This window comes from Candidatus Moraniibacteriota bacterium (assembly GCA_016699425.1).
Taxonomy (GTDB): domain Bacteria; phylum Patescibacteriota; class Minisyncoccia; order Moranbacterales; family UBA1568; genus SSEF01.
In genome coordinates this window covers 536,931-558,126 of record CP064975.1, presented here as the reverse complement: position 1 = coordinate 558,126, position 21,196 = coordinate 536,931, and the positions used below count along the sequence as shown (strand labels likewise).

The following is a 21,196-nucleotide window of genomic DNA, read 5'->3' as shown; positions in this document are numbered from 1 at the left end:
AACTGGGGTGTAGTTTTTGGTTTTCTCCTGTACCTTACCGAATGGAGGCAATTGTGATAGAAACTCAACCAGTTGATTTGGATGACCCGACGGATACGGTCGAGAATGATCTGCCCACGACCGTGACGTGTCCTGTCTGCGGGTTCTCGATGACTCGGGCCGAGCGGGATGCCAACATGAATGGCGACTGTTGTTCGGCCGAGTGCGCTCTGGCGAGTGCGATTCCGTTGCACCAGGGACTGCTTTTCACCGACGGTTCGGCGCCGTTCTCTGTCTCCGAACATGGAGACGCGGCGTTGCAGTGGTCAGCGCAGATGGGCCAAGATGATGCGGTTGACAATTGGCGGCAACAGGGCGACACTGACTACAGTGGTTGGCAGCTGAGCCTGTTCGCGTAGTTCACCTGAGCCGCCTTCCGCTGGACACCACAGTCTGACCTCGGCCAACACGTCCTGCTCCTGGGACTATTGGTCCGTTTTGCGGAGAAGCCAGTACGCCTGGCGTCTCCGCTTTTTTTCTAGCCACAGATGACGATGGCTGATACAACATCAAATTGACTATCGAGTCCACGCCACAGCGCTGGTTCTCTGTCGGACTCATTATTTCGGGACTGACGCTCGCATCGTGTCTCGGGTATCTGGGCTATAGCGGGGTGCGAAGCTCTCGCAATCGCAGAAAAGTCACCAATGGCAAACGATCCTATTATAAACTTCCGAAAACTTTCCCATATCCACGCTCGTGTGCGGGAGACTACCTCCGTTGCATGATAGAAAAGGAAAAGATTTCTTTATGAAAGACCAATAGTGAACGAGGAACTATTTCACTTGCAAATACTACCATATTAGTGTATAATTGAACTGCAAGTGAGTTTTAAGGTAATATACAGTGCATATATGAATAGAAAGCCAGAAAAAGGGGAATACCTGGAAGCATTGCTTCGCTCTCCGAAAACGGTCTTTACCACGAGAGATATTGCTTTGTTGTGGGGTGAAGCAGCAGAAAATGCACTGTGTGTTCGATTGAGTAAATATGCGAAGGCGGGAAAGTTGGTCCGCATCCATCGTGGTGTCTATGCGAAGGACAGAGAGTATAATCGTTTTGAGTTGGCGACTCGGATATATACCCCATCCTACATCAGCTTCGAGACCGTATTGACTCGTACTGGAGTGAATTTTCAGTATTATGGGAATATTTTTGTCGCGTCATATGTCTCGAGAGAACTGGTCGTCGATAGACAAAAAATTTCTTTTGTGCGGATGAAAACAGATATTTTGAGCAACCCAGCTGGTATCAATCATTCGGAAGGGTACTCCGTCGCGACGAAAGAGCGCGCTTTTCTGGATCGAGTTTGTGTGAGCAAAGACTATCATTTCGATCATTTGGACGTATTGGACTGGGACAAAGTATTTGAAATTTTGCCAATATATCATAACAAACAAATGGAGAAAAAAGTACAACAATATTTCGAGCATTATCGAGGAAACGTATGACATTGGACTATTCGAAGCACAGGAGTATATTGTTACAGATTTTAAAAGACATTTACTCCGATACAACACTGGCTCCATTCCTCGGCTTTAAGGGCGGTACAGCCGCTTTGTTATTCTATGGATTGAATCGTCATTCAGTCGATTTGGACTTCGATCTTTTGGATGAAACTAAAGAACAGTCAGTGTTCGAGGGAATAAACACTATTGCCAGAAATTATGGGGTGATGATTGATTCTCGAAACAAGCGTTTCAATCTCATTTCCGTGATTTCATACAACAAACAGTCTCAGCATATCAAGATTGAGGTCAATCGCAGAAATTTCGGTTCCCGGTATGAGGTAAAAACGATACTGGGTATCTCACTGCTGGTCATGGCACAAGAAGATATGTTTGCGCATAAATTGATGGCGATGTATGAACGTGTTGGTAAAACGAGTCGAGATATATTTGATGTCTATTTCTTTGCGAAAAATCATTGGCCGATTAATAAGGCGATTGTTGAATCTCGTTCGGGCATGTCATTTGCAGGACTTGTGGCGCTGTGTGTGGAACAGTTAGAGAAAATGAGTGATCGGCATGTTCTCGATGGACTCGGGGAATTACTGACGGAATCACAGAAAGATTGGGCACGCGCAAAGTTACGAACCGAGACAATATTCTTGTTGAGAACTCTGGGAGAGAGTGAGAAATGATATTCCGAAAATTTTCCCGTATTGCAGAGCGTGCGTGTGAGATTACCATAGCGGTGGTGATTGTAACGTTGTGGTTTTCCGGTGGACCTGAGTACAGAATTTCTCTGGAGCGAGGCCACGCCTGAACCTGAACCGGTGAGGTTCACGGTGTATCGACCGTTTGACCAGTATCCCGAAAAATGGGAACCGAAACCTCGGTCCCGTCGGGATGTGTTGGAATGAGCACTCTCCTAGATGCCCTCACTCTCAACTTTCTGACTTCGGCCGAGTGCACGTCCTCCCTCCCTGAGGACACAAGGCCGTTTTGCGGAGAGGCTAGTACGTCTGGCGTCTCCGCATTTTTTGTTTGTCGCACATTGTTTGGTTCTGAAAATTTTTTATTTGCTTGACTTATTTTCAATCGGCTCTATTGTTGAAACAATGAGTGTTTGTGGGAGGGCAAACATATTTCTCAACTCGACAAAACTTTCGAGGAGAAGAAAAAAAATAAAAAAGCAACGATAGGAGCGAGGAGGGCGCTTGTCGTTTATCAATTGCAACATCAAAGCACAGGTCGAGTGCGAGTCGTCGAAGTCATAAATAGCGAAATCTGCTTCTCTCAAATTCCGTTCCCTCATTCTCTCGAGCCGATTTCGGGTTACTCCGGAAGCTGTGCGAGAGAACTGCGTGGATCCTCTGGCTTTCGGTACTGTACTGGAGCAGCGGATGGGTCGATGTGCAGCGGAGGCCGGGATCGAGCGGAGCAGCATAAACCATAACACCAAACCTATGCAAAAGATTTGGAAGAGTGGCCTCGTGGCGCTCGCGGTGGCCGTCGCCGTGGGTGGTGCGACCTACTCGTTCTTTTCGGATACCGAGACATCGACCGGCAATACCTTCACCGCCGGCGCGATTGACCTAACCGTCGATAGTCAGCAGCACTATAACAATGCCGTCTGTGTTGCGGGCTTGTGGCAGCTTGAACCAAGCGCAACAGCTACTGTCCCTCAGTACCCGGTTATCGGGAGTGCGTGTGACGGTACATGGGCAGCGACCAACCTCGGTGCACAAAAGTTTTTCAACTTTGCTGATGTGAAACCGGGAGATAGTGGTGAGGATACCATCTCGCTTCATGTCGATTCCAATGATGCCTTCGCGTGTGTGGATATCGATATCACGAAGAATGATGATGTCAGTACAGTTGATCCGGAGACGGACGCCGGGGACGCGGTCGAGAACGCGGGCAATAACTTCGATGGCGAGCTCGCGCAGAACCTGAACTTCTTCGCATGGGCAGACACGGGTACGACGCCGGGTCTTCAGGGGTCAAATGTTGATACTGCTGAGGGAGACAATATTTGGCAAGCCAATGAGTTGCCGCTCTTCTCGAATGGTGTCGGTTCTGCGAGCGATGTGCTCGGCGGCCGGACATATCGGCTGGCAGATGCTGGGACTGGCGCACTCGCTGGTGGCAGTACGAGCTATATTGGTCTCGCCTGGTGTGCAGGCAATATGACGGCTGCAGCTGGTGTCATTACTTGTGATGGCTCGACCATGGGCAATGTCGCTCAGACAGACTCGCTTGTGGCGAATGTTGCCTTCCGAGTGGAGCAGGCGCGCAATAATCCGAATTTCTCCTGTTCACGTGTCGTGCGCCAGGGCGACTTGGCCGAGAGCCTTCCGGAGCTCATCGCCGCTCCGAACAGCTGGCTCTTTCACAATGATTCGAATGACGCAGCGTTCATCATGACCACAAACCAGTTTGCAGGTACTGGTGGTGCAAATGAAATTGTCGCTGGTCCGGATACTGTTGGTGCAGCACGCTTTGTGCTCGATAACGGCACCGATCCGCTCTACATCGGAACTAACATCGGCAATCCCCGCTACAACATCGCGACCTACAAGTACAAGGACGTGAAACTGTCGGACATCGGATCTTTGAAGTATCGGATCTATGATGCCTCGGCTTCTTCACAGACGCCTTACCTCCACTTCAATGTTGACTTCAATAACAGCGATACGTGGCAGCGTCGCTTGGTGCAGGTGCCGACCGGCGTGGCTGTGAATACCTGGACGACGGTAGACGCCTTGGCGGGTAATTGGACCTACTCTGGTCCGACCTGGCCAGTGGGTTTGGTGGATATTACCGGAACAACTCCTGGTACTACTTCGCGTACGTGGGCTGATGTATTGGCCAACTATCCAAATGCCGAAACGCGCTCGACTGACTCATTCTTTGGTGTCCGCGTCGGACATCCTGGACCGATTGGTGAGACCAGTTTCGTCGATTGGATTGAATTTGACGGCGAAGTAACTGACTTCGAGAACTAGTCTCGTGATTTCCTCACTTCGCATCACCAATTGGGTGGTGCGAGGGAGGGAAAACACGATAACTTATAACGTCGCCGTATATGTGGAAGATAACCAAAGGACTCTTCACAGTACTCGTGGTAGCAGCGGCTGCCGGTGCCGGGACATATTCTTTCTTCGTCGATCAGGAATCGTCGGTGGGCAATACGTTCGCCTCGGGTGTGATCGAGCTGAAGGTGGACAATGAGTCCTATGTCACCGATGACGATGGGAAATTGGTGGCCAGCCCGGCGACCTCGTGGCAATTGGGCAAGCTCGCGGGCAAACTGTTCTTCAACTTTTTAGACGTGAAACCAGGGGACATCGGCGAAGACACTATATCGCTCCATGTGAAGAACAACAAAGCCTGGACCTGCATGGCGGTCAACTTGACCGGGACGCCCGAGAACGGCCAGCCTGAGCCGGAAGTCGCCGTCGATCCGACGACTGGAACGAATGATGGCGAACTGCAGAACCATTTGTACTTCTCTTTCTGGGCGGACGATGGGGACAATGTGTATGAGACAGGCGAATCGATTTTCAAACAAGGCCTGGTGAAGGATATCTTTGATGGGAGCAATTGGCCGATCGCGGATGCCAGTCACAATATCTGGGGCGGATCGGGTCCTTTGGTGCCGGAAGTGACCAAGTATATCGGCAAGGCCTGGTGTTTCGGCACCTTGGCGGCGACACCGAAAGCGCAGGATGGCAAAGGCAAACTGGCAGGGAGTACCAATGGGCCGCTCGTGCGTGGGACGGGCTTCGCCTGTGATGGCGCGGCGGTCGGAAACATCGTGCAGAGCGATGGAATCACCGCGGATGTTTCCTTCAGTGTGGCGCAGGCGCGCAACAATTCCTTCCAGTGTGGTGGGAGTACCGAAGAACCGCCTGCGCCGCCGACGACTTCGACCCTCTTTGCCGAAGATTTCAGCGACTGCTCCAAGCCGGGCGATCAGGGATACAACACTTGCTGGCGCAAGAAGTGGAAGCATCGGGGTGGTCAGAGCGACTCAGTCGAGGCGTGTACCAAGAATGCCGACCTCGACGGCAGCAGCAACGCGAACAATCACAACGAGGATCTCACGACCCCGAGCTTCAGCACGCTCGGCTACCACGACATCACTCTGAAATACGATCGCAAGACGGATGATGTCTCTGGGCCAGTCGATCCGCAAACGTTGAAGGTGGAATATTCAGTCGATGGCGGGAGTTCCTGGACGACCCTCGAGTTCATTACTGGCGAAACCCCCTGGACGACCAAGACCTTCTCCCTCTCGCCTGCGGCTGACAACAAGGCGAGCGTGATGTTCCGCTTCACCATGGCCGGACAAAACGCTTCCAATCATGCCTATATCGACAATATCAGTGTGACCGGTGTCACGCCGTAACCCTCCAGTCCAAGCATCGGAGCAAAGGCTCCTCTCCAACAGAAAGAATAATCCGTAAAGAAAGAGTATGTGGAAAGTCGCGAAAAGTTCATTCATCATCCTCGTCGCCGTGGCGGCGGTCGCGGGCGGGACGTATTCGTTCTTCTCGGATACCGAGACCTCGGTCGGCAACACCTTCACCGCCGGTGCGCTGGATCTGAAGGTGGACAGCGAAGCGCATTACAATGGGCTCGTCTGTACGCCGGGGGAAAATGGCAATACCTGGCAGCTGCCGGGCACCTGCACGCCGACAGGTGGCAATCTGATTACGAATGGTGGGTTCGAGAATCCCGAAGTGACGGACCCGAATCAATGGCAGATCTTCGACAATAGTACGGGCGGCTTGGCCTGGGATGTACAGTGGGTGACATCCGGTGGTGGGCGACCTGCGCTCGCCAAAATCGAATACCATGAGGGTGTGCTCGGAGCTGCTGCTGAAGGAGACCAGTATACGGAGCTCGATAGCGACTGGGGAGGACCGAGCGATCCGCAGACCGGGGAACCCGCCTCGATCCGCATCAAGCAGTCTATCCCGACGGTTGCGGGCAAGAAGTATCGGCTCTCATTCCAGTACTCACCGCGACCGAATACGGCCGCGAGTGAAAATGTTCTAGAGGTGAAGGCCAATGGTGTACTGCTCGATACAGTGTCCACGGCGGGCGGGGGAGCAATCGCCTGGACGCCACACACGTATGATTTCTTTGCGACCGGTGCCACGACTGAGATCTCATTCGCGGATCTCGGCACAGAAAATTCGCTCGGGACTTTCCTCGATGCGGTCGACGTGCACGAGCTCGCATGTCCGGCGACTGCCAGTGGTGACCTGATCGGGACGCCATGTGATGGTACCTGGACGCTTACCGACCTCGGTCCGACGCACAAGTTCTTCAACTTTGCCGATGTGAAGCCCGGAGACGTGGGTGAAGACACGGTTTCTCTCCATGTTTATGACAATGATGCTTGGGGCCGGATGAATGTCACGGTGACGGCGGATGATGACAATACTTGCACCAGTTCCGAAATAGTCGCCGAAGGCCCCGGTGTCTGCCAAGTACCTGGACTCGGTCTCGGGGATTTGCGCTCGAATCTGAATTTTTTCATCTGGTTGGATGAAGGTGCGACACCTGGCTTCCAGGGCAAAGGCATCGACGTCGACGAAGGTGACAATATCCAGCAGGAGGGCGAACCGGTGCTCGTCACACCCGGAGAGATCAATACGCCGAGTGAAACGCACAATATCTGGCAGGGATTGGCAGCCGCATACAGTGCACATAGCTGTACAGTCCTTGATGGCCACACCAATTACGGACTCTGCAATGGGCTGGCCGCCGATGGTCGTCTGGTCGGCTCGACGACGTACTACTTCGGTATTGGTTGGGATCTGCCCGTCGATACCGGCAATGAAGCGCAGACGGATGTCTTCAAGGCGGACGTCTCGTTCGAAGTCGAACAGATTCGCAATAATCCGACACCGTTCGCGCCCTAATCTCCACCGTCCACTATGCTGAAGCGACTCGGTACCATCCTCCAGGGAGTCATGGCGGGAGTCGTCATCGTCTTCGTCCTGGTGATGGCTTCGTCCTTCTTGCCCTTGCCGAACATGCTGAAGCTCTTCGTCGTCCGTTCGGGTTCGATGGAACCGACGCTGCATACGGGAAGCCTCATCCTGGTTCGAGCGGCGAGTGACTATGGCGTGGGGACATCGTGACGGTGGCGACCAGTGACAAGCAGTCCGTCACGCACCGCATCGTCGACAAACGGGTCACCGAGGCCGGACTACGGTATCAGACGAAGGGGGATGCTAATGAGGAGTCGGATCCGACGACCGTGACACCGCGAGAAATCGTCGGCAAGACTTACTTCGCGATTCCTTACCTCGGCTATCCAGTCGCGTATGCGCAGACCAAGTCCGGTTTCATCTGGCTCATTGTCTTGCCCGCGGTCCTGATCATCCTCAGCGAGGCCTGGTCGATCGTCCAAGAGGTCCGGCGGCTCGCGCGGAAGAAATCTGTCGAGCATTCAGAAGTGAACGTCGAAGAAAAAGTCATGACGCGTCGTTTGACCTTTTCGGATCCGCGTACCAATGCTCGCCCGCAACCATCCCGACCGGTATTCACACCACCACCGGTGCCGGTTCGGAGGCGGAAAATTGTCTAGTCTACAAGGAGCGTATGGAAGCCCGAAAACCAAGCATCAAGAAAGGAATCCGTCTGGGAGCGTTTGTGCTCCTCGGTCTCGCGTTCACCGTGGTGGTGACGCATGATACCTGGTCAGTCTTCACCAGTGAAGCCAAGTCAGGGGGGAATACCCTGCATGGGGGGAGTATCGATCTGGCGACCGAAGACACACTGACCAATCCGACCGGTGACACGGCGCTTCCGTCTGGCGGGAGTGTCAATTTTGGTGGTCTGGTGAAGAATCAGGGGACGAGTGCCCTTCTGTATCGTTCGACGGTCTCTGCGACTGGGGATGCAGCGCTTTGTGATGCGCTGCAGCTGTCAGCCCTCCGAGATGGCTCGACCAAGTATGCAGGGAATGTCGCCGGATTCGGCTTCGTGGATGGAAGTTTGCTCTCGGCGGGGGAGACTGAACCGTGGCTCTTCATCGTTTCACTGCCGACGGACACAGTGCTCGCAGCTGGACTGTCCTGTTCACTTCACTTTCCTTTCACCGCGTGGCAGGCGCCCTATCCCGCGCCCGGAATCGGTTGGAATGATGCGGACATATTTTCGGATTTGACCCTCGTGTCGACTGGTGCTGCGGCACCGATACAAGCACCGGAAATAGACGCGATCACCGGGGGATCAGACACTGCGGTCCCGCTGCTGCCGGAGGCAATCCCTGAGATCGCTCCTGAAATAGCTCCCGAGATACCCTCGACACCATCGGACGCTGCCGTCGTGATTCCGCCTCCGACCGATCCAGTCACCGTGCCGGAAGTCCCAAACATAGCGTCCACACCGAGCGAAGGAGCGCCGATATCGCCTGAAGCCCAGGGTTCTGGGGTGGCCCCTGATGCAGTCACTACGCCACCTGCGCCCACCCCGACAGAATAACCCCAACCTCCGCCGGACCCACACGGGTTTGTGTTCGGCGGAGGATTTCGGTATTGTGGGAGAGGACTGAGCGAGGATTGACTGAGCGGAAACGGCTGAATCTATGAATCAAATCGTCATACTCGCGGCGGGCAAAGGAACCCGGATGGGGTCGGAGACGCCCAAGGTTCTGAGGCGGGGAAAGGGAACGCTTGGGTATTGGCGAGTGGTGATTGCTGGTATGTACTGCGGGAGTAGCTTGACGGTGGGGAGGGCTTGACAATGTCTAGGTTTATAGTAAACTGAAGGTAAGAAAAATTATTACCTATAGGCTATATACTTATGGACGGGTTTCTCGTCGCTCTCTATGGGTCCAAACAAACGGTCTTCACGAGTCGAGAGATCGCTCTTCTCAGTGGTACCAAGTCGATGGACAGTCTCAAATCCAAGCTCGCGTACTATGTCAGGACGGGGAAGCTCATCCGTTTGCGTCGAGGGGTCTTTGCAAAGGATGCAACATACGATCGGTGCGAACTGGCGGTGCGCATCTCCACCCCGGCATACGTGAGTTTCGAGACCGTCCTGGCTCGTGCGGGTGTCACCTTCCAGTACTATGATTCCATTTTTATTGCGAGCTATCTCTCTCGCGAGATCGTGGTCGCTGGTCAGAAAATCGTCTACCGAAAACTGCGAGATGACATTCTCGGTAATCCGGCAGGGATAGTGGATCGGGGATATTTCTCTGAGGCGATCCCGGAACGGGCGTTTCTCGATCGGCTCTATCTGTTTCCGGATTACTATTTCGACAATCTCCGTGGGATAGACTGGAAACGTTGTCAGACGATCGTACCGCTCTACAAGAGTAAGAGACTTGAAAAGGTTTTGGAGAGATATATGCAAGAGTATGCCCACCCTCGATAGTGCCAAGCATAAGCTTATCATGACGCAGATCTTAAAAGACATTTATTCTGATGTGTCTATTTCGTCCTTTTTGGGATTCAAAGGTGGTACCGCCGCTCTCCTCTTCTATGAGCTGCCTCGTTTCTCGGTGGATCTTGATTTTGATCTGCTTGATGATTCGAACGAAAACCGGGAGCTGATTTTTCGAAAGATTCGCCAGATTCTCGAGCGCTACGGTGAGATCAAAGACGAACAGCAGAAGTTCGCCACCATCTTCTTCGCTCTTTCATACAGTACAGGGGAGCATCAGATCAAGGTGGAAATCAACACGCGGAACATCGGTGCGACCTATGAGATGAAAAGTTATCTGGGGATAGCGGCGCTCGTGATGACGAAGACTTCGATGCTCTCGGCGAAACTTGTAGCGCTGATACAGCGGAAAAAATTTGCTGCTCGTGATCTGTTTGATGTATATTTTTTTCTGAAGCAGGGGTGGGATATCGATGCTGCGGTACTCAAGGCATACGCTATCGTTTCAGTCCCGGAGTATCTTGAAACGTGTGCCAGTTTCATCGAGCGTATCCCAGAGACCGCACTGCTCGCGGGTCTGGGCGAGCTGATTGATGAGCAGCAAAAAGCATTTGTGAAAAATCAGCTCAAAGCGGAAACCGTATTTCTCCTCCGAGCTCGAGCGGTTTCGTCTCGTGTTGATAGATAGTCTTACCCTACAGGGGATTGGCAGTATGATGGGCAGAAATTGGTTTCACGAGAGCACTCGGGTATTTACTCGTTATCAAAGTGGAGGATCGTCCCTAGACCTATGAATCAAATCGTCATACTCGCGGCGGGCAAAGGAACCCGGATGGGGTCGGATCTCCCCAAGGTGCTGCATCCGGTGCAGGGAGTACCCATCATCGAGCAAATTCTGCGCAATACGCGGTCATTGGTTGAGAAGCCGGTGGTCGTCGTTGGTCACGGCCGGGAGCAGGTGATGGCCGCCCTCGGAGATCGGGTTAGCTATGTCCACCAGGCCGAGCAACTTGGGACGGGTCACGCTGTCCGGTGCGCCCGCGAGGCACTGCAGACATTGGGGGTGACGCGCGTCCTCGTGACGCCAGGCGATCATCCGCTTATCTCGACCGCGACGTTTGAACGGATGCTCTCGACTCTCGCCGAAACGGGCGCCACGGTCGTGCTCGCGAGTGTGGTCGTCCCGGACTTTGACGGAGACAATGCTCAGTTCGCACATTTCGGTCGTATCGTGCGCGGTGCGGATGGGGCCGTGGACCGTATCGTCGAGTACAAGGACGCGACCGAGGTCGAACGCGCCATCCGTGAAGTGAATACGAGCTACTATTGTTTTGATGCTGCGTGGCTCTGGGACGCGCTCGACCGGTTAAATGATAATAATGCGGCGCATGAATTGTATCTCACTGATATGATCCAGTTCGCTCGTGACGATGGTCATACGGTCGCCGTCTATACGATCGAGGATCCGATCGAAGGACTCGGGATCAATACGCCGGAGCAATTGGCCCTGATCGAGCGCTACTGCCGAGAGCGCGATACGATCGCTGGGAGTTGACCGTGCGACAGGTTCTGAATCAGCTTAGAGCCTATTCCCAATAGGGTCTCCGTCACGAGGCCGGTAAGCTTCGAGTCACCAGACGTGAAACCCGAGGATGCCTATCCAATGATAGGGAGACGAGGGTTGAAGGGCTGGGGACCGAAGCTGACTGGTCGCAGTAGGTAAGCACCTATGGGGAGAGGCTCTTAGGAGAGTTGGCGAGGGGTCATGGTCCCTGTGCAACCCCGCTGTTGTTTGACGGGCGAGGCATGTCTGACTCTTGCTAAAGCGTTGGACATGCGCTACGCTGTTCGGAATAGTTATTTTCCATTTGTCCGATCATGGCGACACTATCGGACTCACAACCAGAGGAGGACTCAGATGGTAGACGAGGAAGGAATCACAAGGGCGATCAGAATTGGGCAGGTTTGGCGCATACCCGAAAATGGGATTCGGGTAATTGTCTCGCTGACACCGGATACCGAGACCGATGAAACTGTTTTTGTGTCCATGGTCACACCCGAGGGCATCCCGAGTGAGGTGATGGAGCTTACTCATTTCTACGGTCTCTTGCCACAGCTCCTCGCGGATTCGATTGATGCATATGGCGGCAAGGCAACCTGGGGTTTGTAGGGGCCTGGCAGGAGGGGCAACAGAGGGGAGGCATACGTGGTATGCACCCCTCTTTCTTTTTGTCCGAAGTGCTACAATAACCATATATGGAACTCGATCTCGAAGCCAAACTAAACGCCCTCGCCGAACGTCAAGAGTTGATGGCTGTGGCGGTCGAAAAGACGCGGAAGTATATGCTGTGGAGTTTCATCATGCAGCTCGCGGTGGTGGTTTTGCCGCTCGTCGTCCTCATGTTCGCCATACCGTTTCTCCTGTCGAGCCTGTCCAATCTGTCGGGCCTGTATCAAGGACTCTAAGCCAACGGCGAAAAAGGAAGTCGGGGATGTGCTAGCATGTGAGTACAGAAACATAATCAGTAATCCCACACCTATGACACGGTTTCTCTCCAAGGGGGTCGAGCTCGATGCGCGAACACATGACTATATCGAAAAACGGCTCGTCCGGATCGAGAAGCTCGTTGATCCCGTGACCCAGTTCGAAGTTGAAATCGACCGGGACAAAAAAGGGAAATTTCGCGTGGAAGTGATGGTGAAGACGCCACACAATCTCTATCGGGCCGAAGATACTTCGGAGAGCATCGAGGGTTCGCTCGACGTCGCCATCGATGAACTCGAAGTCCAGCTCGCCAAGAACCGGGGCAAGAGCCGTGACCTGAAGCGCCGCGGGCTCCGTTCCATCAAGAAGAAGCTCGTCGTTGACGAATCCGCCCGCTTTTAATCCGCTCCACCTATACCTTTTCTCCTCACCGCACTCCTCGGTCTCGCGCTCATTCTGGTGCCGTCTGTTGCCCTGGCTTGTATCCCGTCGAGCCCGTATCAGTATCCGATCCAAGGGGCATACCTGGTGGGATATTTTTCGGCAGTCATAGCCCTCGCCCTTGAACTGTTCCGATTGCTCGTCCATTCGGCAGTCGTCCGTCGTCGGTTGCGTCTGGCCGCGTATACTTTTGCACTCATCTTGCTTATCGTGAGCCTCCTCGGTTGCGCCCTGCGGGTGTTCGACCAGCACTGGCAGCAGAGTCTCCCGACTGTGCCCGTCGGTGGCACGACGCTCCGCTGTTGATACTTTTTTGAGAGACCTATGCTTACGCCAATCGAACGCTTTGGGTATCTGGTAATGGCTGATCCGATGATTGCGGGATTGGTTTTGGCTATCGTCATCAGCGTGCTCTCGATCTTATTCTTTCTCTTCTTTCGATACTGGAAACGGAACTGGCTCTCGAAACTTCAGGTTGCCCTCCTCTCCTTCGTCCTCTCGGGGACGGTGGCGGTACCATTGCTCTATTCTCTTGCCAGCTGCGTCGGGTATTGCGGTTTCTAGCGCCCCCAAGTGGCCTTTGACCCCCTGCCCTTGGTCTGATAAAATGGCTCTATTCAAGCCTTTTTTATTTGCCTATGTCTTTCTTCCAAAAGCTCTTCGGTTCCAATGAACGAGAAATTGCCAAGATCCGGCCGCTCGTCGAAGCGATCAATGGCTTCGATGTGGCCACGACTGCTCTGTCGGATCAGGCCCTGCAAGCCAAGACAGCTGAATTTCGGCAGCGGCTCGCGGCGGGGACAGCGCTCGATGATCTGTTGCCCGAGGCGTATGCGGTCGTGCGTGAAGCCGCCCGCCGTGCGATCGGTGAACGTCACTATGATGTCCAGCTCGTCGGTGGCATCGTGCTCCATCGCGGGACCATCGCCGAGATGAAGACTGGCGAAGGTAAGACCCTCACCTCAACCCTGCCCATCTATTTGAATGCTATCACGGGGAAGGGCGTGCATGTCGTGACGGTGAATGATTACCTGGCCAAGCGCGATGCCAATTGGATGGGCCGAGTGTATCATTTCCTCGGGCTGTCGACGGCCTGCATCCTCGGTCAGGGAGCATCGTATCGCTTTGAGCCGAAGTCTACTGATATCGATGCCGTGTCAGTCGAGATGGAAAACCTGCTCCCGATCAGTCGTCGCGAAGCCTATGCCTGTGACATCACCTATGGGACAAACAATGAGTTCGGCTTCGACTATCTGCGTGACAACATGGTGGCGAGTCTGGAGGAGAAGGTGCAGCGTGAACTCCACTTTGCCATCGTCGATGAAGTTGACTCCATCCTCATTGACGAGGCGCGGACCCCGCTCATCATTTCTGCCCCAGATACCGAATCGACCAAGCTCTATGAACGCTTTGCGGGGATCGTCCCACGGCTCAAAGCGGTAGAAGAGCCCGCCCGAAACGCTTCGTCAGCGGACTCGCATAACGATGCGGGCGGGGACTACACCATCGATGAAAAGATGAAGGTGGTCACACTGACTGATGCTGGTATCGAGCATGTCGAGAAACTCCTCGGGATGGAGAATATCTATGCGAGTGGCAATGTGCAGTACGTCCATCATCTGGAGCAGTCGCTCAAGGCACATATCATCTTCAAGCTCGACCGCGACTATGTGGTGAAGGACGGCGAGGTGATCATCGTCGATGACTTCACGGGTCGCCTCATGCCGGGCCGCCGCTACAGTGAGGGCCTGCACCAAGCGATCGAAGCCAAGGAGCACGTCGCGGTGCAGCGCGAGAGCCGGACGCTGGCGACCATCACATTCCAAAACTATTTCCGCCTCTACGACAAGCTGGCGGGCATGACCGGTACTGCGTCCACTTCGGCCGAGGAATTCGCCAAAGTCTATAAGATCGACGTGACCGAGATCCCGACGCATCGGCCGATGGTGCGGCGCGACCTGCCGGATGTCATCTACAAGACCGAGGAAGCGAAGTTTAAGGCCATCGCCGCGCGGGTGAAGGAAGTCCATGCGACGGGGCAGCCGGTCCTCATCGGGACCATCGCGATCGAGAAGTCCGAATATCTCGCCGCACTTCTCGCTCATGAGGGGGTGCCGCACCTGGTCCTGAATGCGAAGAATCATGAGAAGGAAGCACAGATCGTCGCCGGTGCCGGGCAGCAGGGCGCGGTGACGATCGCGACGAATATGGCTGGTCGCGGGACCGACATCAAGCTCGGGGACGGTGTGCAGGCACTCGGCGGACTGATGATCATCGGCAGTGAGCGGCACGAGGCGCGGCGCATCGACAATCAGCTGCGGGGCCGGGCTGGTCGTCAGGGGGATCCGGGCGTCTCGCAGTTTTATGTCTCGCTCGAGGACGAACTGATGCGGCGTTTTGGCGGGGATCGGATGAAGAGCATGATGACGAGCTTGGGCCTGCCGGACGATGAAGCGATCGAAAACGGCCTGGTCTCCAAGACGATCGAATCCGCTCAGTCCAAGATCGAAGGCTACAACTTCGATATCCGCAAACACGTCCTCGACTATGACGATGTGATGAACAAACAGCGTGAAGTCGTCTACAAGAAACGCGTCGAGGGGCTCCGGACCACCGAGTATCGCGATACGACGCTCGGTTTGGTCAGTGATGAATTTGAGCGCGTCGTCAGCTTCCATACAGCCGGCGATGAGGGCGAGTGGAATCTAACCGATATTGTAGGGGAGGCAAACAGTCTTTTCACCGAGCTCGATGAAAAGGCGGCCCGGACGAAACTCGAGAGTATCCGCGAGGACCGATCGAAGACTGACCCCGAGAAAAAGTCTGCTATCTCCGAGTATCTTATCGGCGAAGCGAAGCGGGCCTTTGCCGTGAAGGAAGTGACGATCGGCGAGAATGATTGGAACCGGCTGCAGCGGCTCATCCTGCTTCAGTCGCTCGATACGCTGTGGATGAATCATCTCGACGAAATCGACTATCTGCGTCAGGGCATCGGGCTGCGCGGCTATGGTCAACGCGATCCCTTGATCGAGTACAAGCGCGAGGCCTATGACCTCTTTGTCGGACTCATGGATACGGTGCGCAAGACCTATCTGGTCACCTTGTTCAAGATCACGCCGCTCCATCCGGGTGTCACCTCGTCCGTCCCGCGAGCCGTCGAATACAAGGGCGCGTCGGACACCATCCCGCAGTTCGCGGGTGTCAGTCCCGAGGGCAAAGAACAGAAGGTCAAACCGTCCGAGCCCCAGTCACCCATCCACAATGCGGCTGAAGTCGGCCGGAACGACCCCTGCCCCTGTGGCAGCGGCAAGAAGTACAAAAAGTGTCATGGGAAGTAGGGATGTATACAATTAGTTATGAAAATAACTTTTATCCAAATTGGTGGGACTATTGATAAGGAGTATCCTCGTATGACGAAAGGGTATGCCTTCGAAATTGGCGAACCGGCAGTCAAACGGATTTTAGAAAAAGTAAATCCAAACTTCGAGCATGAGATTATCTCGTTACTTAAAAAAGATAGTCTGGATCTTACCGATGATGATCGGGCGAAAATCCTTGAGGCCTGCAGAAATGCTGTTGGAGATAAAATCATAATCACGCATGGTACGGACACAATGATTGAAACCGCCGACAAGCTGAGTGAGATACAAAATAAAACCATCATAATCACAGGATCGATGCGACCAGAAAAGTTTTCTGACTCGGATGCCATGTTTAATGTAGGCGCTGCAGTTATCGCAGTCCAGACAGTACCTAAGGGTATTTACATTGCAATGAACGGGAAAGTGTATGGCTGGAACGAGGTTAAAAGGAATAAGGAAACTGGTCAATTCGTAGATAAATAAATCCTGAAAGAGTGAAAAGTATGATCAGCTATGAGGATTTTGAAAAAGTAGATATACGAGTAGGGGAAATCGTACAGGTAGAGGATTTTCCGGAAGCCAGGAAACCGGCGTACAAGCTGACGATAGATTTTGGTCAGGAAATCGGTATCAAAAAATCTTCCGTTCAGATCACGAAACATTATAAAAAAGAAGAACTGATCGGGAGGTTGGTTATCGGCGTCGTAAACTTTCCTTCCAAACAGATTGGTCCTTTCGTGTCGGAAACACTTACCCTGGGAGTACCGGATGAAAACGGCGACGTGGTGTTGCTGAGCCCGACAAAGAAGGTTCCAAAAGGAGGAAAAATGTTCTAATATGAAGCAGAAGAGAAGCCTACACGCCGGTAGGCGGGTGCCATGGGAAATAATCTCTTTCGATAGGATATGGATGAGAATAATCTGAGTCGAATACTCACATTCCTGAATAAAGCGGAGAAACTCAAAACTATACAGCGAAAAGTTTCTATAAGCGATAATTCTCGGAAAGAAAGTCCTGCTGAACATAGCTGGCGCGTGGCTCTTATGGCGATGATACTTCATAGAGAACTTGATTTGAAAATCGACTTATTGAAATCTTTAGAAATCATGATCGTGCATGATCTGGTCGAAGTTACGGCTGGGGATGTATGGATTCTTGATAGAGATGATAAGGCCGCGCACGATAATCAGCAGAAAAAAGAAATGCGAGCCGCTGAAGATTTGTACGCGGTCCTTCCCAGTAAAACGGGAGATGCTTTGAAGGCACTATGGTTGGAGTATGAGAATCAAGGCTCTGAAGAAGCTAAATTCGCAAAAGCATTGGATAAAATAGAAGTGATTATACAGAGGATTGATTTAGGAAAAAAGAATTGGGAACGCAATGATATTGACTCCATCCTTTTGCATTGGGCAGATGAACCAGTACATAATTTTCCTGAGCTACAAGCCATGTGGAAAGTGGTTCAAGAAGAATTGACTGCTCAACAAAGTCTTTAAGCAATGCCACGGAGCCTACTTTTATGAAGTGTATTACCCTTAGACTGAAGCCGGGGGAAGTGGCTTGTCCTCTTTACGGGGAATAATGCGTCACTCAGTCGCGAAGCCGCAGAGTGGCTTGCGAAGAATGGATTTGCTGAATAAAATCGTATGGAAAATATTAAACAGAAGTGATCTATGTCAGAAAAAATTATTATTGTTGATTCAAACGATGCTCTCTTGGGTGCAAAGGAGCGCTCTTTGCTTCGGCTGGATGATATCTATCGGGTGTCTGCACTCTGGATTTTCGACAGTCAAAAGCGGGTTTTGCTTGCAAAGAGAGCGCTTGTGAAAAAACACTATCCCGGAAAATGGGGGGCAGCCGTGGTTGGAATGAATGCAGCGGGGGAGACCTATGAAGAGACTATCCGGAGGGAGGCGATGGAAGAAGTCGGACTCAACCTTTCTGAATCCGATCTGAAGATTGGCCCGATTGAGCATATAAAGGACGAATATGAACATTTCACGCAATGGTATTGGGTGACGGTTGATTGCTCTGAGGATACATTCTTGATTGATCCGCAGGAGGTGGATCAGGTTAAGTGGTTTACCCGCGATGAAGTTTTCGCGATGTATGCCGATTCACCCGAAAACTTTGTACCTTCATTTAGGCCGTCTTTTGACGTATTGTAATGACTGTATGAAACTTGGAATATACGGACACTACGAGATCGGATGTTGAATTCTTCCTGAAGAATTATGTAGATTAAGAAGTATGTATGGCTGTTGTCGAAAAAAAACTGAACAAGGAATATTTTGATCGACTCGCTTCAGGCAAGAAGAAGTATGAACTTCGTCTGAATGACTTTGAGATTGCCGAAGGCGACACGCTCCGGCTCCGGGAATGGGACAAGGATACGAAAACATATACCGGGAGAACGATCGAAAAACACGTGACGGAAGTAAGTCGTTTCAAGCTCGAAGACATCTATGCGTCCAATTCGAAAGAAGAAGTTGATCGTCTCGGGGTTCAGATTATCTCCATAGAATAGTATGAAAAAGATTTCTATTTTTCTTTCCGGGAGCGTAAAGAAGGGCGCGGGTGACAACCGTACAGCCGAATATTTTTGGTCTGAAGAAGACGAGAGAGTCTTGAAGGATGCTCTGGCTGCAATGGAGGTAGAAATGCTTAATCCGAATACTATCGATATCCCGGAATATCGCGCGAAAGAAAGATTTGATGCGGACGTGGATATGCTCCTTCGAAGTGACGTGATCATAGTAGATGCGCGGACTAAGAAGGGGTTAGGTGTCGGGGCTGAGATGGTGATGGCGAAGCGCGCCGGCATACCCGTATTGACGCTTTGTCCCTATGGGTCGGAATACAGGGGATGGGTGGAAGCGGAGGGTGGGCAGAGAAAAGAGTGGGTTCACCCGTTTGTTTCGGAGCTCTCCGATCAGATTTTTGAAAACCTGGATGATCTGGCCGAGTGGATAAATGGGAATCAAAATCCGAAAATAAAATTATGAAAAAGTCACTTGATGTGCGTAAGGGAATTGATTTCATCGGGGTGACCTGTGTTTTTGTTTGTCATGATGGGAAGGGGAATATCCTCTTGCATCGACGGAGCGGGCGCTGCCGGGACGAACAGGGAGTGTGGGATACGGGCGGCGGCTCGATGGAATTCGGAGAGACGTTTGAAGAGACCGTGAAGCGGGAGATCCGTGAAGAATATGGCGTGACGGCGAAGCATCTGAAACAAATTACTTTCCTCAACACTCTCCGTATGCATGAGGGAATACCGACTCACTGGGTGAAAGCCCTCTTCACAGCAGAGGTGGATCCGAGGAAGGTGAAGATCGGTGAACCAGACAAGATGGATGAAATCGGCTGGTTTCCGGTCGGGAAGTTCCCCAAGCCCATGCATTCTGAAACGGTGAGGAATTTCAGGATGATCAAGAGGGCGGGAGTTAAAATCTGAAACGAAAAGCATGAAAACGCTGAAGTTTACGGACAGCCTATCGAAACTGGTGCTCTCTGGAGCAAAGACTTCGACGTGGCGGATGTTCGATGACAAGGCTCTCTCCGTCGGCGATGAGCTATCGTTTATCAACAAGTCGACCGGGGAGGAGTTCGCCCAGGCGCGGATCGTGACTGTTCGGAAAAGACTCTCGGAGCAATCGAAGAAGCGGATTTCCGTGGTCACGAGGGCTACGAGAGCCGGGAAGCGATGCTTGCGGCGTACCGGGGATACTATGGGGAGCGGGTTGATTGGAACACCATGGTGAAGATCATCACATTTAAGTTGCGCCAAGTATTGTGAAAAATCTAGAACGTCTCCTTTCGTTCGCTAGGCTTCTGAACGAACTCCAAAAAGTGGAGCGAGTGGTTCATGTGACAGAGAGCGAGCGGTGGGAGAACGATCAGGAGCATTCGTACAGCCTGGCCATGCTCGCGTGGTATATCCTGGATACAGGGAAATTCCCCTTGGATCGGGAGAAGGTACTTTGCTATGCACTGGCCCATGATCTGGTCGAGGTGTACGCTGGGGATACGTATGTGTATAGTGAAGACAAGGAACTGCTCGCCTCGAAACCTGAGCGCGAACGGCTCGCGGCTGAACGACTGGTAGCAGAATTTCCGGAAGTCCCTGAGATGCACATGGCGATTCGTGGTTATGTGACGAGGGGGGATGCCGAAAGCCGCTTCGTCTATGCCCTCGACAAGATCGAGCCACTTCTCAAGATGTATCTCGACGGTGGTCGGACATGGCGGGAGAAGTCGATTACCCTCGATATGTTGTACCAGAATAAGAAAGACAAGGTGGCCCTTTCACCAGAGATTCAACCGTATTTTGATGAACTGATGACCCTGCTACAGACAGAGGAGAAACGATTATTCTATTAAAAGTGTATGAATTTCTGGGAACAATTCTGGGCGGAATTTGCGGGCGGGATCGCTTCGGGCGTCGTCTTGGCGGCGCTCGGCTATCTCACTCGCCACCGCATCGTCCGGGCCGTTCGCCGGTCGGTTGAGCGGATTGACAAACTCGAATCAGAGGCGAAACAGCATTTGAAATAGCTGGTCATGTCACACGTACTTTTCCCTATCCTCTCGGGTTCCCTGGCCTACTCCATTGCTCAGTTCATCTGGTATTCTCCGTTCTGGTTCGGACCAGCCTGGAGGCGGACACAGGGGGTGTCGTCTGAGTCAGTGTATCAGGCAGCGGTCGCTCCCGGTTGGGTTGGTCGTATTGTGGCGGGCATCATTGTTCCGGCACTCCTCACCAGTTTGGCGCTCGTCGTGCTCGAGCGGATGCTGGACAGGAGTCTGCCGGGGGCCGGTGTTTTCATCGCGGCGTCACTCGTCCTGGTCGTGTCGGTCAGTGCCCCGAAATATATCCGAGCAGCCATTTCCCAGCATTGGCCGGATCCGACCGTCTGGCTTCAAGACGGAGCGCTCTGGTTCGGGGTCATTGCGGCGGCGGTCGCTATCGTGTTGAGTGCCAACCTAAAAAGTAATTTCTGATA

28 protein-coding genes are annotated in these 21,196 nt (G+C 52.7%); all 28 read left to right on the top strand.

Going from position 1 to position 21,196, the window contains the following annotated elements; all coding sequences use genetic code 11:
• Positions 1-53: 53 nt before the first annotated feature.
• The gene (locus IPJ68_02810; GenBank protein ID QQR79180.1) at positions 54-398 is read left to right on the top strand and encodes a hypothetical protein; all 345 of its coding nucleotides are present in this window, start codon (positions 54-56) and stop codon (positions 396-398) included.
• Between the two features lie 495 nt (positions 399-893).
• A complete protein-coding gene (locus IPJ68_02805; GenBank protein ID QQR79179.1) occupies positions 894-1,490 on the top strand; it encodes a type IV toxin-antitoxin system AbiEi family antitoxin domain-containing protein in 597 nt (198 codons plus the stop codon).
• The gene (locus tag IPJ68_02800; GenBank protein ID QQR79178.1) at positions 1,487-2,182 is read left to right on the top strand and encodes a nucleotidyl transferase AbiEii/AbiGii toxin family protein; all 696 of its coding nucleotides are present in this window, start codon (positions 1,487-1,489) and stop codon (positions 2,180-2,182) included. Before IPJ68_02805 ends, IPJ68_02800 begins: the two co-directional genes overlap by 4 nt.
• Before the next feature lie 768 nt (positions 2,183-2,950).
• A complete protein-coding gene (locus tag IPJ68_02795) occupies positions 2,951-4,492 on the top strand; it encodes a hypothetical protein (protein ID QQR79177.1) in 1,542 nt (513 codons plus the stop codon).
• 80 nt (positions 4,493-4,572) lie between these two features.
• The gene (locus IPJ68_02790; GenBank protein ID QQR79176.1) at positions 4,573-5,898 is read left to right on the top strand and encodes a choice-of-anchor J domain-containing protein; all 1,326 of its coding nucleotides are present in this window, start codon (positions 4,573-4,575) and stop codon (positions 5,896-5,898) included.
• A 67-nt stretch (positions 5,899-5,965) separates the two neighbouring features.
• Entirely contained in the window at positions 5,966-7,423 is a 1,458-nt protein-coding gene (locus IPJ68_02785; GenBank protein ID QQR79175.1) for a DUF642 domain-containing protein, read from the top strand.
• Between the two features lie 15 nt (positions 7,424-7,438).
• The gene (locus IPJ68_02780) at positions 7,439-7,645 is read left to right on the top strand and encodes a S26 family signal peptidase (protein ID QQR79174.1); all 207 of its coding nucleotides are present in this window, start codon (positions 7,439-7,441) and stop codon (positions 7,643-7,645) included.
• A complete protein-coding gene (locus IPJ68_02775) occupies positions 7,642-8,094 on the top strand; it encodes a signal peptidase I (protein QQR79173.1) in 453 nt (150 codons plus the stop codon). Before IPJ68_02780 ends, IPJ68_02775 begins: the two co-directional genes overlap by 4 nt.
• Positions 8,095-8,108: 14 nt before the next feature.
• Positions 8,109-8,993, top strand: a complete 885-nt coding sequence (locus IPJ68_02770) for a hypothetical protein (protein QQR79172.1) — start codon at positions 8,109-8,111, stop codon at positions 8,991-8,993.
• A gap of 321 nt (positions 8,994-9,314) precedes the next feature.
• Positions 9,315-9,893: a hypothetical protein gene (locus IPJ68_02765; protein QQR79171.1), complete on the top strand. Its 579-nt coding sequence runs from the start codon at positions 9,315-9,317 to the stop codon at positions 9,891-9,893.
• Positions 9,877-10,590 (top strand): nucleotidyl transferase AbiEii/AbiGii toxin family protein, encoded by a 714-nt coding sequence (locus IPJ68_02760; protein QQR79170.1) that lies wholly within the window; start codon positions 9,877-9,879, stop codon positions 10,588-10,590. Before IPJ68_02765 ends, IPJ68_02760 begins: the two co-directional genes overlap by 17 nt.
• 102 nt (positions 10,591-10,692) lie before the next feature.
• Positions 10,693-11,457 (top strand): NTP transferase domain-containing protein, encoded by a 765-nt coding sequence (locus IPJ68_02755; GenBank protein QQR79169.1) that lies wholly within the window; start codon positions 10,693-10,695, stop codon positions 11,455-11,457.
• A 701-nt stretch (positions 11,458-12,158) separates the two neighbouring features.
• On the top strand, positions 12,159-12,368 hold the full coding sequence (locus IPJ68_02750) for a hypothetical protein (GenBank protein QQR79168.1): 210 nt from the start codon (positions 12,159-12,161) through the stop codon (positions 12,366-12,368).
• 73 nt (positions 12,369-12,441) lie between these two features.
• A complete protein-coding gene (gene raiA / locus IPJ68_02745; protein QQR79167.1) occupies positions 12,442-12,789 on the top strand; it encodes a ribosome-associated translation inhibitor RaiA in 348 nt (115 codons plus the stop codon).
• A 57-nt stretch (positions 12,790-12,846) separates the two neighbouring features.
• Positions 12,847-13,134: a hypothetical protein gene (locus IPJ68_02740; protein QQR79166.1), complete on the top strand. Its 288-nt coding sequence runs from the start codon at positions 12,847-12,849 to the stop codon at positions 13,132-13,134.
• Positions 13,135-13,152: 18 nt separating this feature from the next.
• Positions 13,153-13,392 (top strand): hypothetical protein, encoded by a 240-nt coding sequence (locus IPJ68_02735; protein QQR79165.1) that lies wholly within the window; start codon positions 13,153-13,155, stop codon positions 13,390-13,392.
• A 74-nt stretch (positions 13,393-13,466) separates the two neighbouring features.
• Positions 13,467-16,166 carry a preprotein translocase subunit SecA gene (secA, locus tag IPJ68_02730; GenBank protein QQR79164.1) on the top strand — a complete coding sequence of 900 codons (2,700 nt, stop codon included), beginning with the start codon at positions 13,467-13,469 and terminating at the stop codon, positions 16,164-16,166.
• A gap of 18 nt (positions 16,167-16,184) precedes the next feature.
• Positions 16,185-16,673 carry an asparaginase gene (locus IPJ68_02725; GenBank protein QQR79163.1) on the top strand — a complete coding sequence of 163 codons (489 nt, stop codon included), beginning with the start codon at positions 16,185-16,187 and terminating at the stop codon, positions 16,671-16,673.
• A 20-nt stretch (positions 16,674-16,693) separates the two neighbouring features.
• Complete coding sequence (locus IPJ68_02720; protein QQR79162.1) at positions 16,694-17,026, top strand: tRNA-binding protein; 333 nt, start codon at positions 16,694-16,696, stop codon at positions 17,024-17,026.
• Positions 17,027-17,095: 69 nt separating this feature from the next.
• Positions 17,096-17,686, top strand: a complete 591-nt coding sequence (locus IPJ68_02715; GenBank protein ID QQR79161.1) for an HD domain-containing protein — start codon at positions 17,096-17,098, stop codon at positions 17,684-17,686.
• A gap of 177 nt (positions 17,687-17,863) precedes the next feature.
• Positions 17,864-18,358 carry an NUDIX domain-containing protein gene (locus tag IPJ68_02710; protein ID QQR79160.1) on the top strand — a complete coding sequence of 165 codons (495 nt, stop codon included), beginning with the start codon at positions 17,864-17,866 and terminating at the stop codon, positions 18,356-18,358.
• Between the two features lie 86 nt (positions 18,359-18,444).
• Positions 18,445-18,717: a DUF3850 domain-containing protein gene (locus IPJ68_02705; protein QQR79159.1), complete on the top strand. Its 273-nt coding sequence runs from the start codon at positions 18,445-18,447 to the stop codon at positions 18,715-18,717.
• A gap of 1 nt (position 18,718) precedes the next feature.
• Positions 18,719-19,195 carry a hypothetical protein gene (locus IPJ68_02700; GenBank protein ID QQR79158.1) on the top strand — a complete coding sequence of 159 codons (477 nt, stop codon included), beginning with the start codon at positions 18,719-18,721 and terminating at the stop codon, positions 19,193-19,195.
• Complete coding sequence (locus tag IPJ68_02695) at positions 19,192-19,647, top strand: NUDIX domain-containing protein (protein QQR79157.1); 456 nt, start codon at positions 19,192-19,194, stop codon at positions 19,645-19,647. The genes IPJ68_02700 and IPJ68_02695 overlap by 4 nt, the downstream gene beginning before the upstream one ends.
• Before the next feature lie 10 nt (positions 19,648-19,657).
• Entirely contained in the window at positions 19,658-19,954 is a 297-nt protein-coding gene (locus IPJ68_02690; GenBank protein QQR79156.1) for an ASCH domain-containing protein, read from the top strand.
• 31 nt (positions 19,955-19,985) lie between these two features.
• Positions 19,986-20,573 (top strand): HD domain-containing protein, encoded by a 588-nt coding sequence (locus IPJ68_02685; protein ID QQR79155.1) that lies wholly within the window; start codon positions 19,986-19,988, stop codon positions 20,571-20,573.
• A 6-nt stretch (positions 20,574-20,579) separates the two neighbouring features.
• Positions 20,580-20,747: a hypothetical protein gene (locus tag IPJ68_02680; protein ID QQR79154.1), complete on the top strand. Its 168-nt coding sequence runs from the start codon at positions 20,580-20,582 to the stop codon at positions 20,745-20,747.
• Between the two features lie 6 nt (positions 20,748-20,753).
• Positions 20,754-21,194, top strand: coding sequence for a DUF1761 family protein (locus tag IPJ68_02675; protein ID QQR79153.1), 441 nt, complete (start codon positions 20,754-20,756; stop codon positions 21,192-21,194).
• The last annotated feature ends 2 nt before the right edge of the window (positions 21,195-21,196 follow it).

Excerpts from the sequence above, each read along its gene's own strand:
- IPJ68_02735 (QQR79165.1), top strand. The coding sequence starts at position 13,153 with ATGCTTACGCCAATCGAACGCTTTGGGTATCTGGTAATGGCTGATCCG.
- IPJ68_02690 (QQR79156.1), top strand. The coding sequence starts at position 19,658 with ATGAAAACGCTGAAGTTTACGGACAGCCTATCGAAACTGGTGCTCTCT.
- IPJ68_02755 (QQR79169.1), top strand. The coding sequence starts at position 10,693 with ATGAATCAAATCGTCATACTCGCGGCGGGCAAAGGAACCCGGATGGGG.
- IPJ68_02800 (QQR79178.1), top strand. The coding sequence starts at position 1,487 with ATGACATTGGACTATTCGAAGCACAGGAGTATATTGTTACAGATTTTA.
- IPJ68_02675 (QQR79153.1), top strand. The coding sequence starts at position 20,754 with ATGTCACACGTACTTTTCCCTATCCTCTCGGGTTCCCTGGCCTACTCC.
- IPJ68_02720 (QQR79162.1), top strand. The coding sequence starts at position 16,694 with ATGATCAGCTATGAGGATTTTGAAAAAGTAGATATACGAGTAGGGGAA.
- secA (QQR79164.1), top strand. The coding sequence starts at position 13,467 with ATGTCTTTCTTCCAAAAGCTCTTCGGTTCCAATGAACGAGAAATTGCC.
- IPJ68_02705 (QQR79159.1), top strand. The coding sequence starts at position 18,445 with ATGGCTGTTGTCGAAAAAAAACTGAACAAGGAATATTTTGATCGACTC.
- IPJ68_02780 (QQR79174.1), top strand. The coding sequence starts at position 7,439 with ATGCTGAAGCGACTCGGTACCATCCTCCAGGGAGTCATGGCGGGAGTC.
- IPJ68_02715 (QQR79161.1), top strand. The coding sequence starts at position 17,096 with ATGGATGAGAATAATCTGAGTCGAATACTCACATTCCTGAATAAAGCG.
- IPJ68_02725 (QQR79163.1), top strand. The coding sequence starts at position 16,185 with ATGAAAATAACTTTTATCCAAATTGGTGGGACTATTGATAAGGAGTAT.
- IPJ68_02785 (QQR79175.1), top strand. The coding sequence starts at position 5,966 with ATGTGGAAAGTCGCGAAAAGTTCATTCATCATCCTCGTCGCCGTGGCG.
- IPJ68_02700 (QQR79158.1), top strand. The coding sequence starts at position 18,719 with ATGAAAAAGATTTCTATTTTTCTTTCCGGGAGCGTAAAGAAGGGCGCG.
- IPJ68_02710 (QQR79160.1), top strand. The coding sequence starts at position 17,864 with ATGTCAGAAAAAATTATTATTGTTGATTCAAACGATGCTCTCTTGGGT.
- IPJ68_02790 (QQR79176.1), top strand. The coding sequence starts at position 4,573 with ATGTGGAAGATAACCAAAGGACTCTTCACAGTACTCGTGGTAGCAGCG.
- IPJ68_02750 (QQR79168.1), top strand. The coding sequence starts at position 12,159 with ATGGAACTCGATCTCGAAGCCAAACTAAACGCCCTCGCCGAACGTCAA.
- raiA (QQR79167.1), top strand. The coding sequence starts at position 12,442 with ATGACACGGTTTCTCTCCAAGGGGGTCGAGCTCGATGCGCGAACACAT.
- IPJ68_02795 (QQR79177.1), top strand. The coding sequence starts at position 2,951 with ATGCAAAAGATTTGGAAGAGTGGCCTCGTGGCGCTCGCGGTGGCCGTC.
- IPJ68_02760 (QQR79170.1), top strand. The coding sequence starts at position 9,877 with ATGCCCACCCTCGATAGTGCCAAGCATAAGCTTATCATGACGCAGATC.
- IPJ68_02805 (QQR79179.1), top strand. The coding sequence starts at position 894 with ATGAATAGAAAGCCAGAAAAAGGGGAATACCTGGAAGCATTGCTTCGC.
- IPJ68_02680 (QQR79154.1), top strand. The coding sequence starts at position 20,580 with ATGAATTTCTGGGAACAATTCTGGGCGGAATTTGCGGGCGGGATCGCT.
- IPJ68_02770 (QQR79172.1), top strand. The coding sequence starts at position 8,109 with ATGGAAGCCCGAAAACCAAGCATCAAGAAAGGAATCCGTCTGGGAGCG.
- IPJ68_02765 (QQR79171.1), top strand. The coding sequence starts at position 9,315 with ATGGACGGGTTTCTCGTCGCTCTCTATGGGTCCAAACAAACGGTCTTC.
- IPJ68_02695 (QQR79157.1), top strand. The coding sequence starts at position 19,192 with ATGAAAAAGTCACTTGATGTGCGTAAGGGAATTGATTTCATCGGGGTG.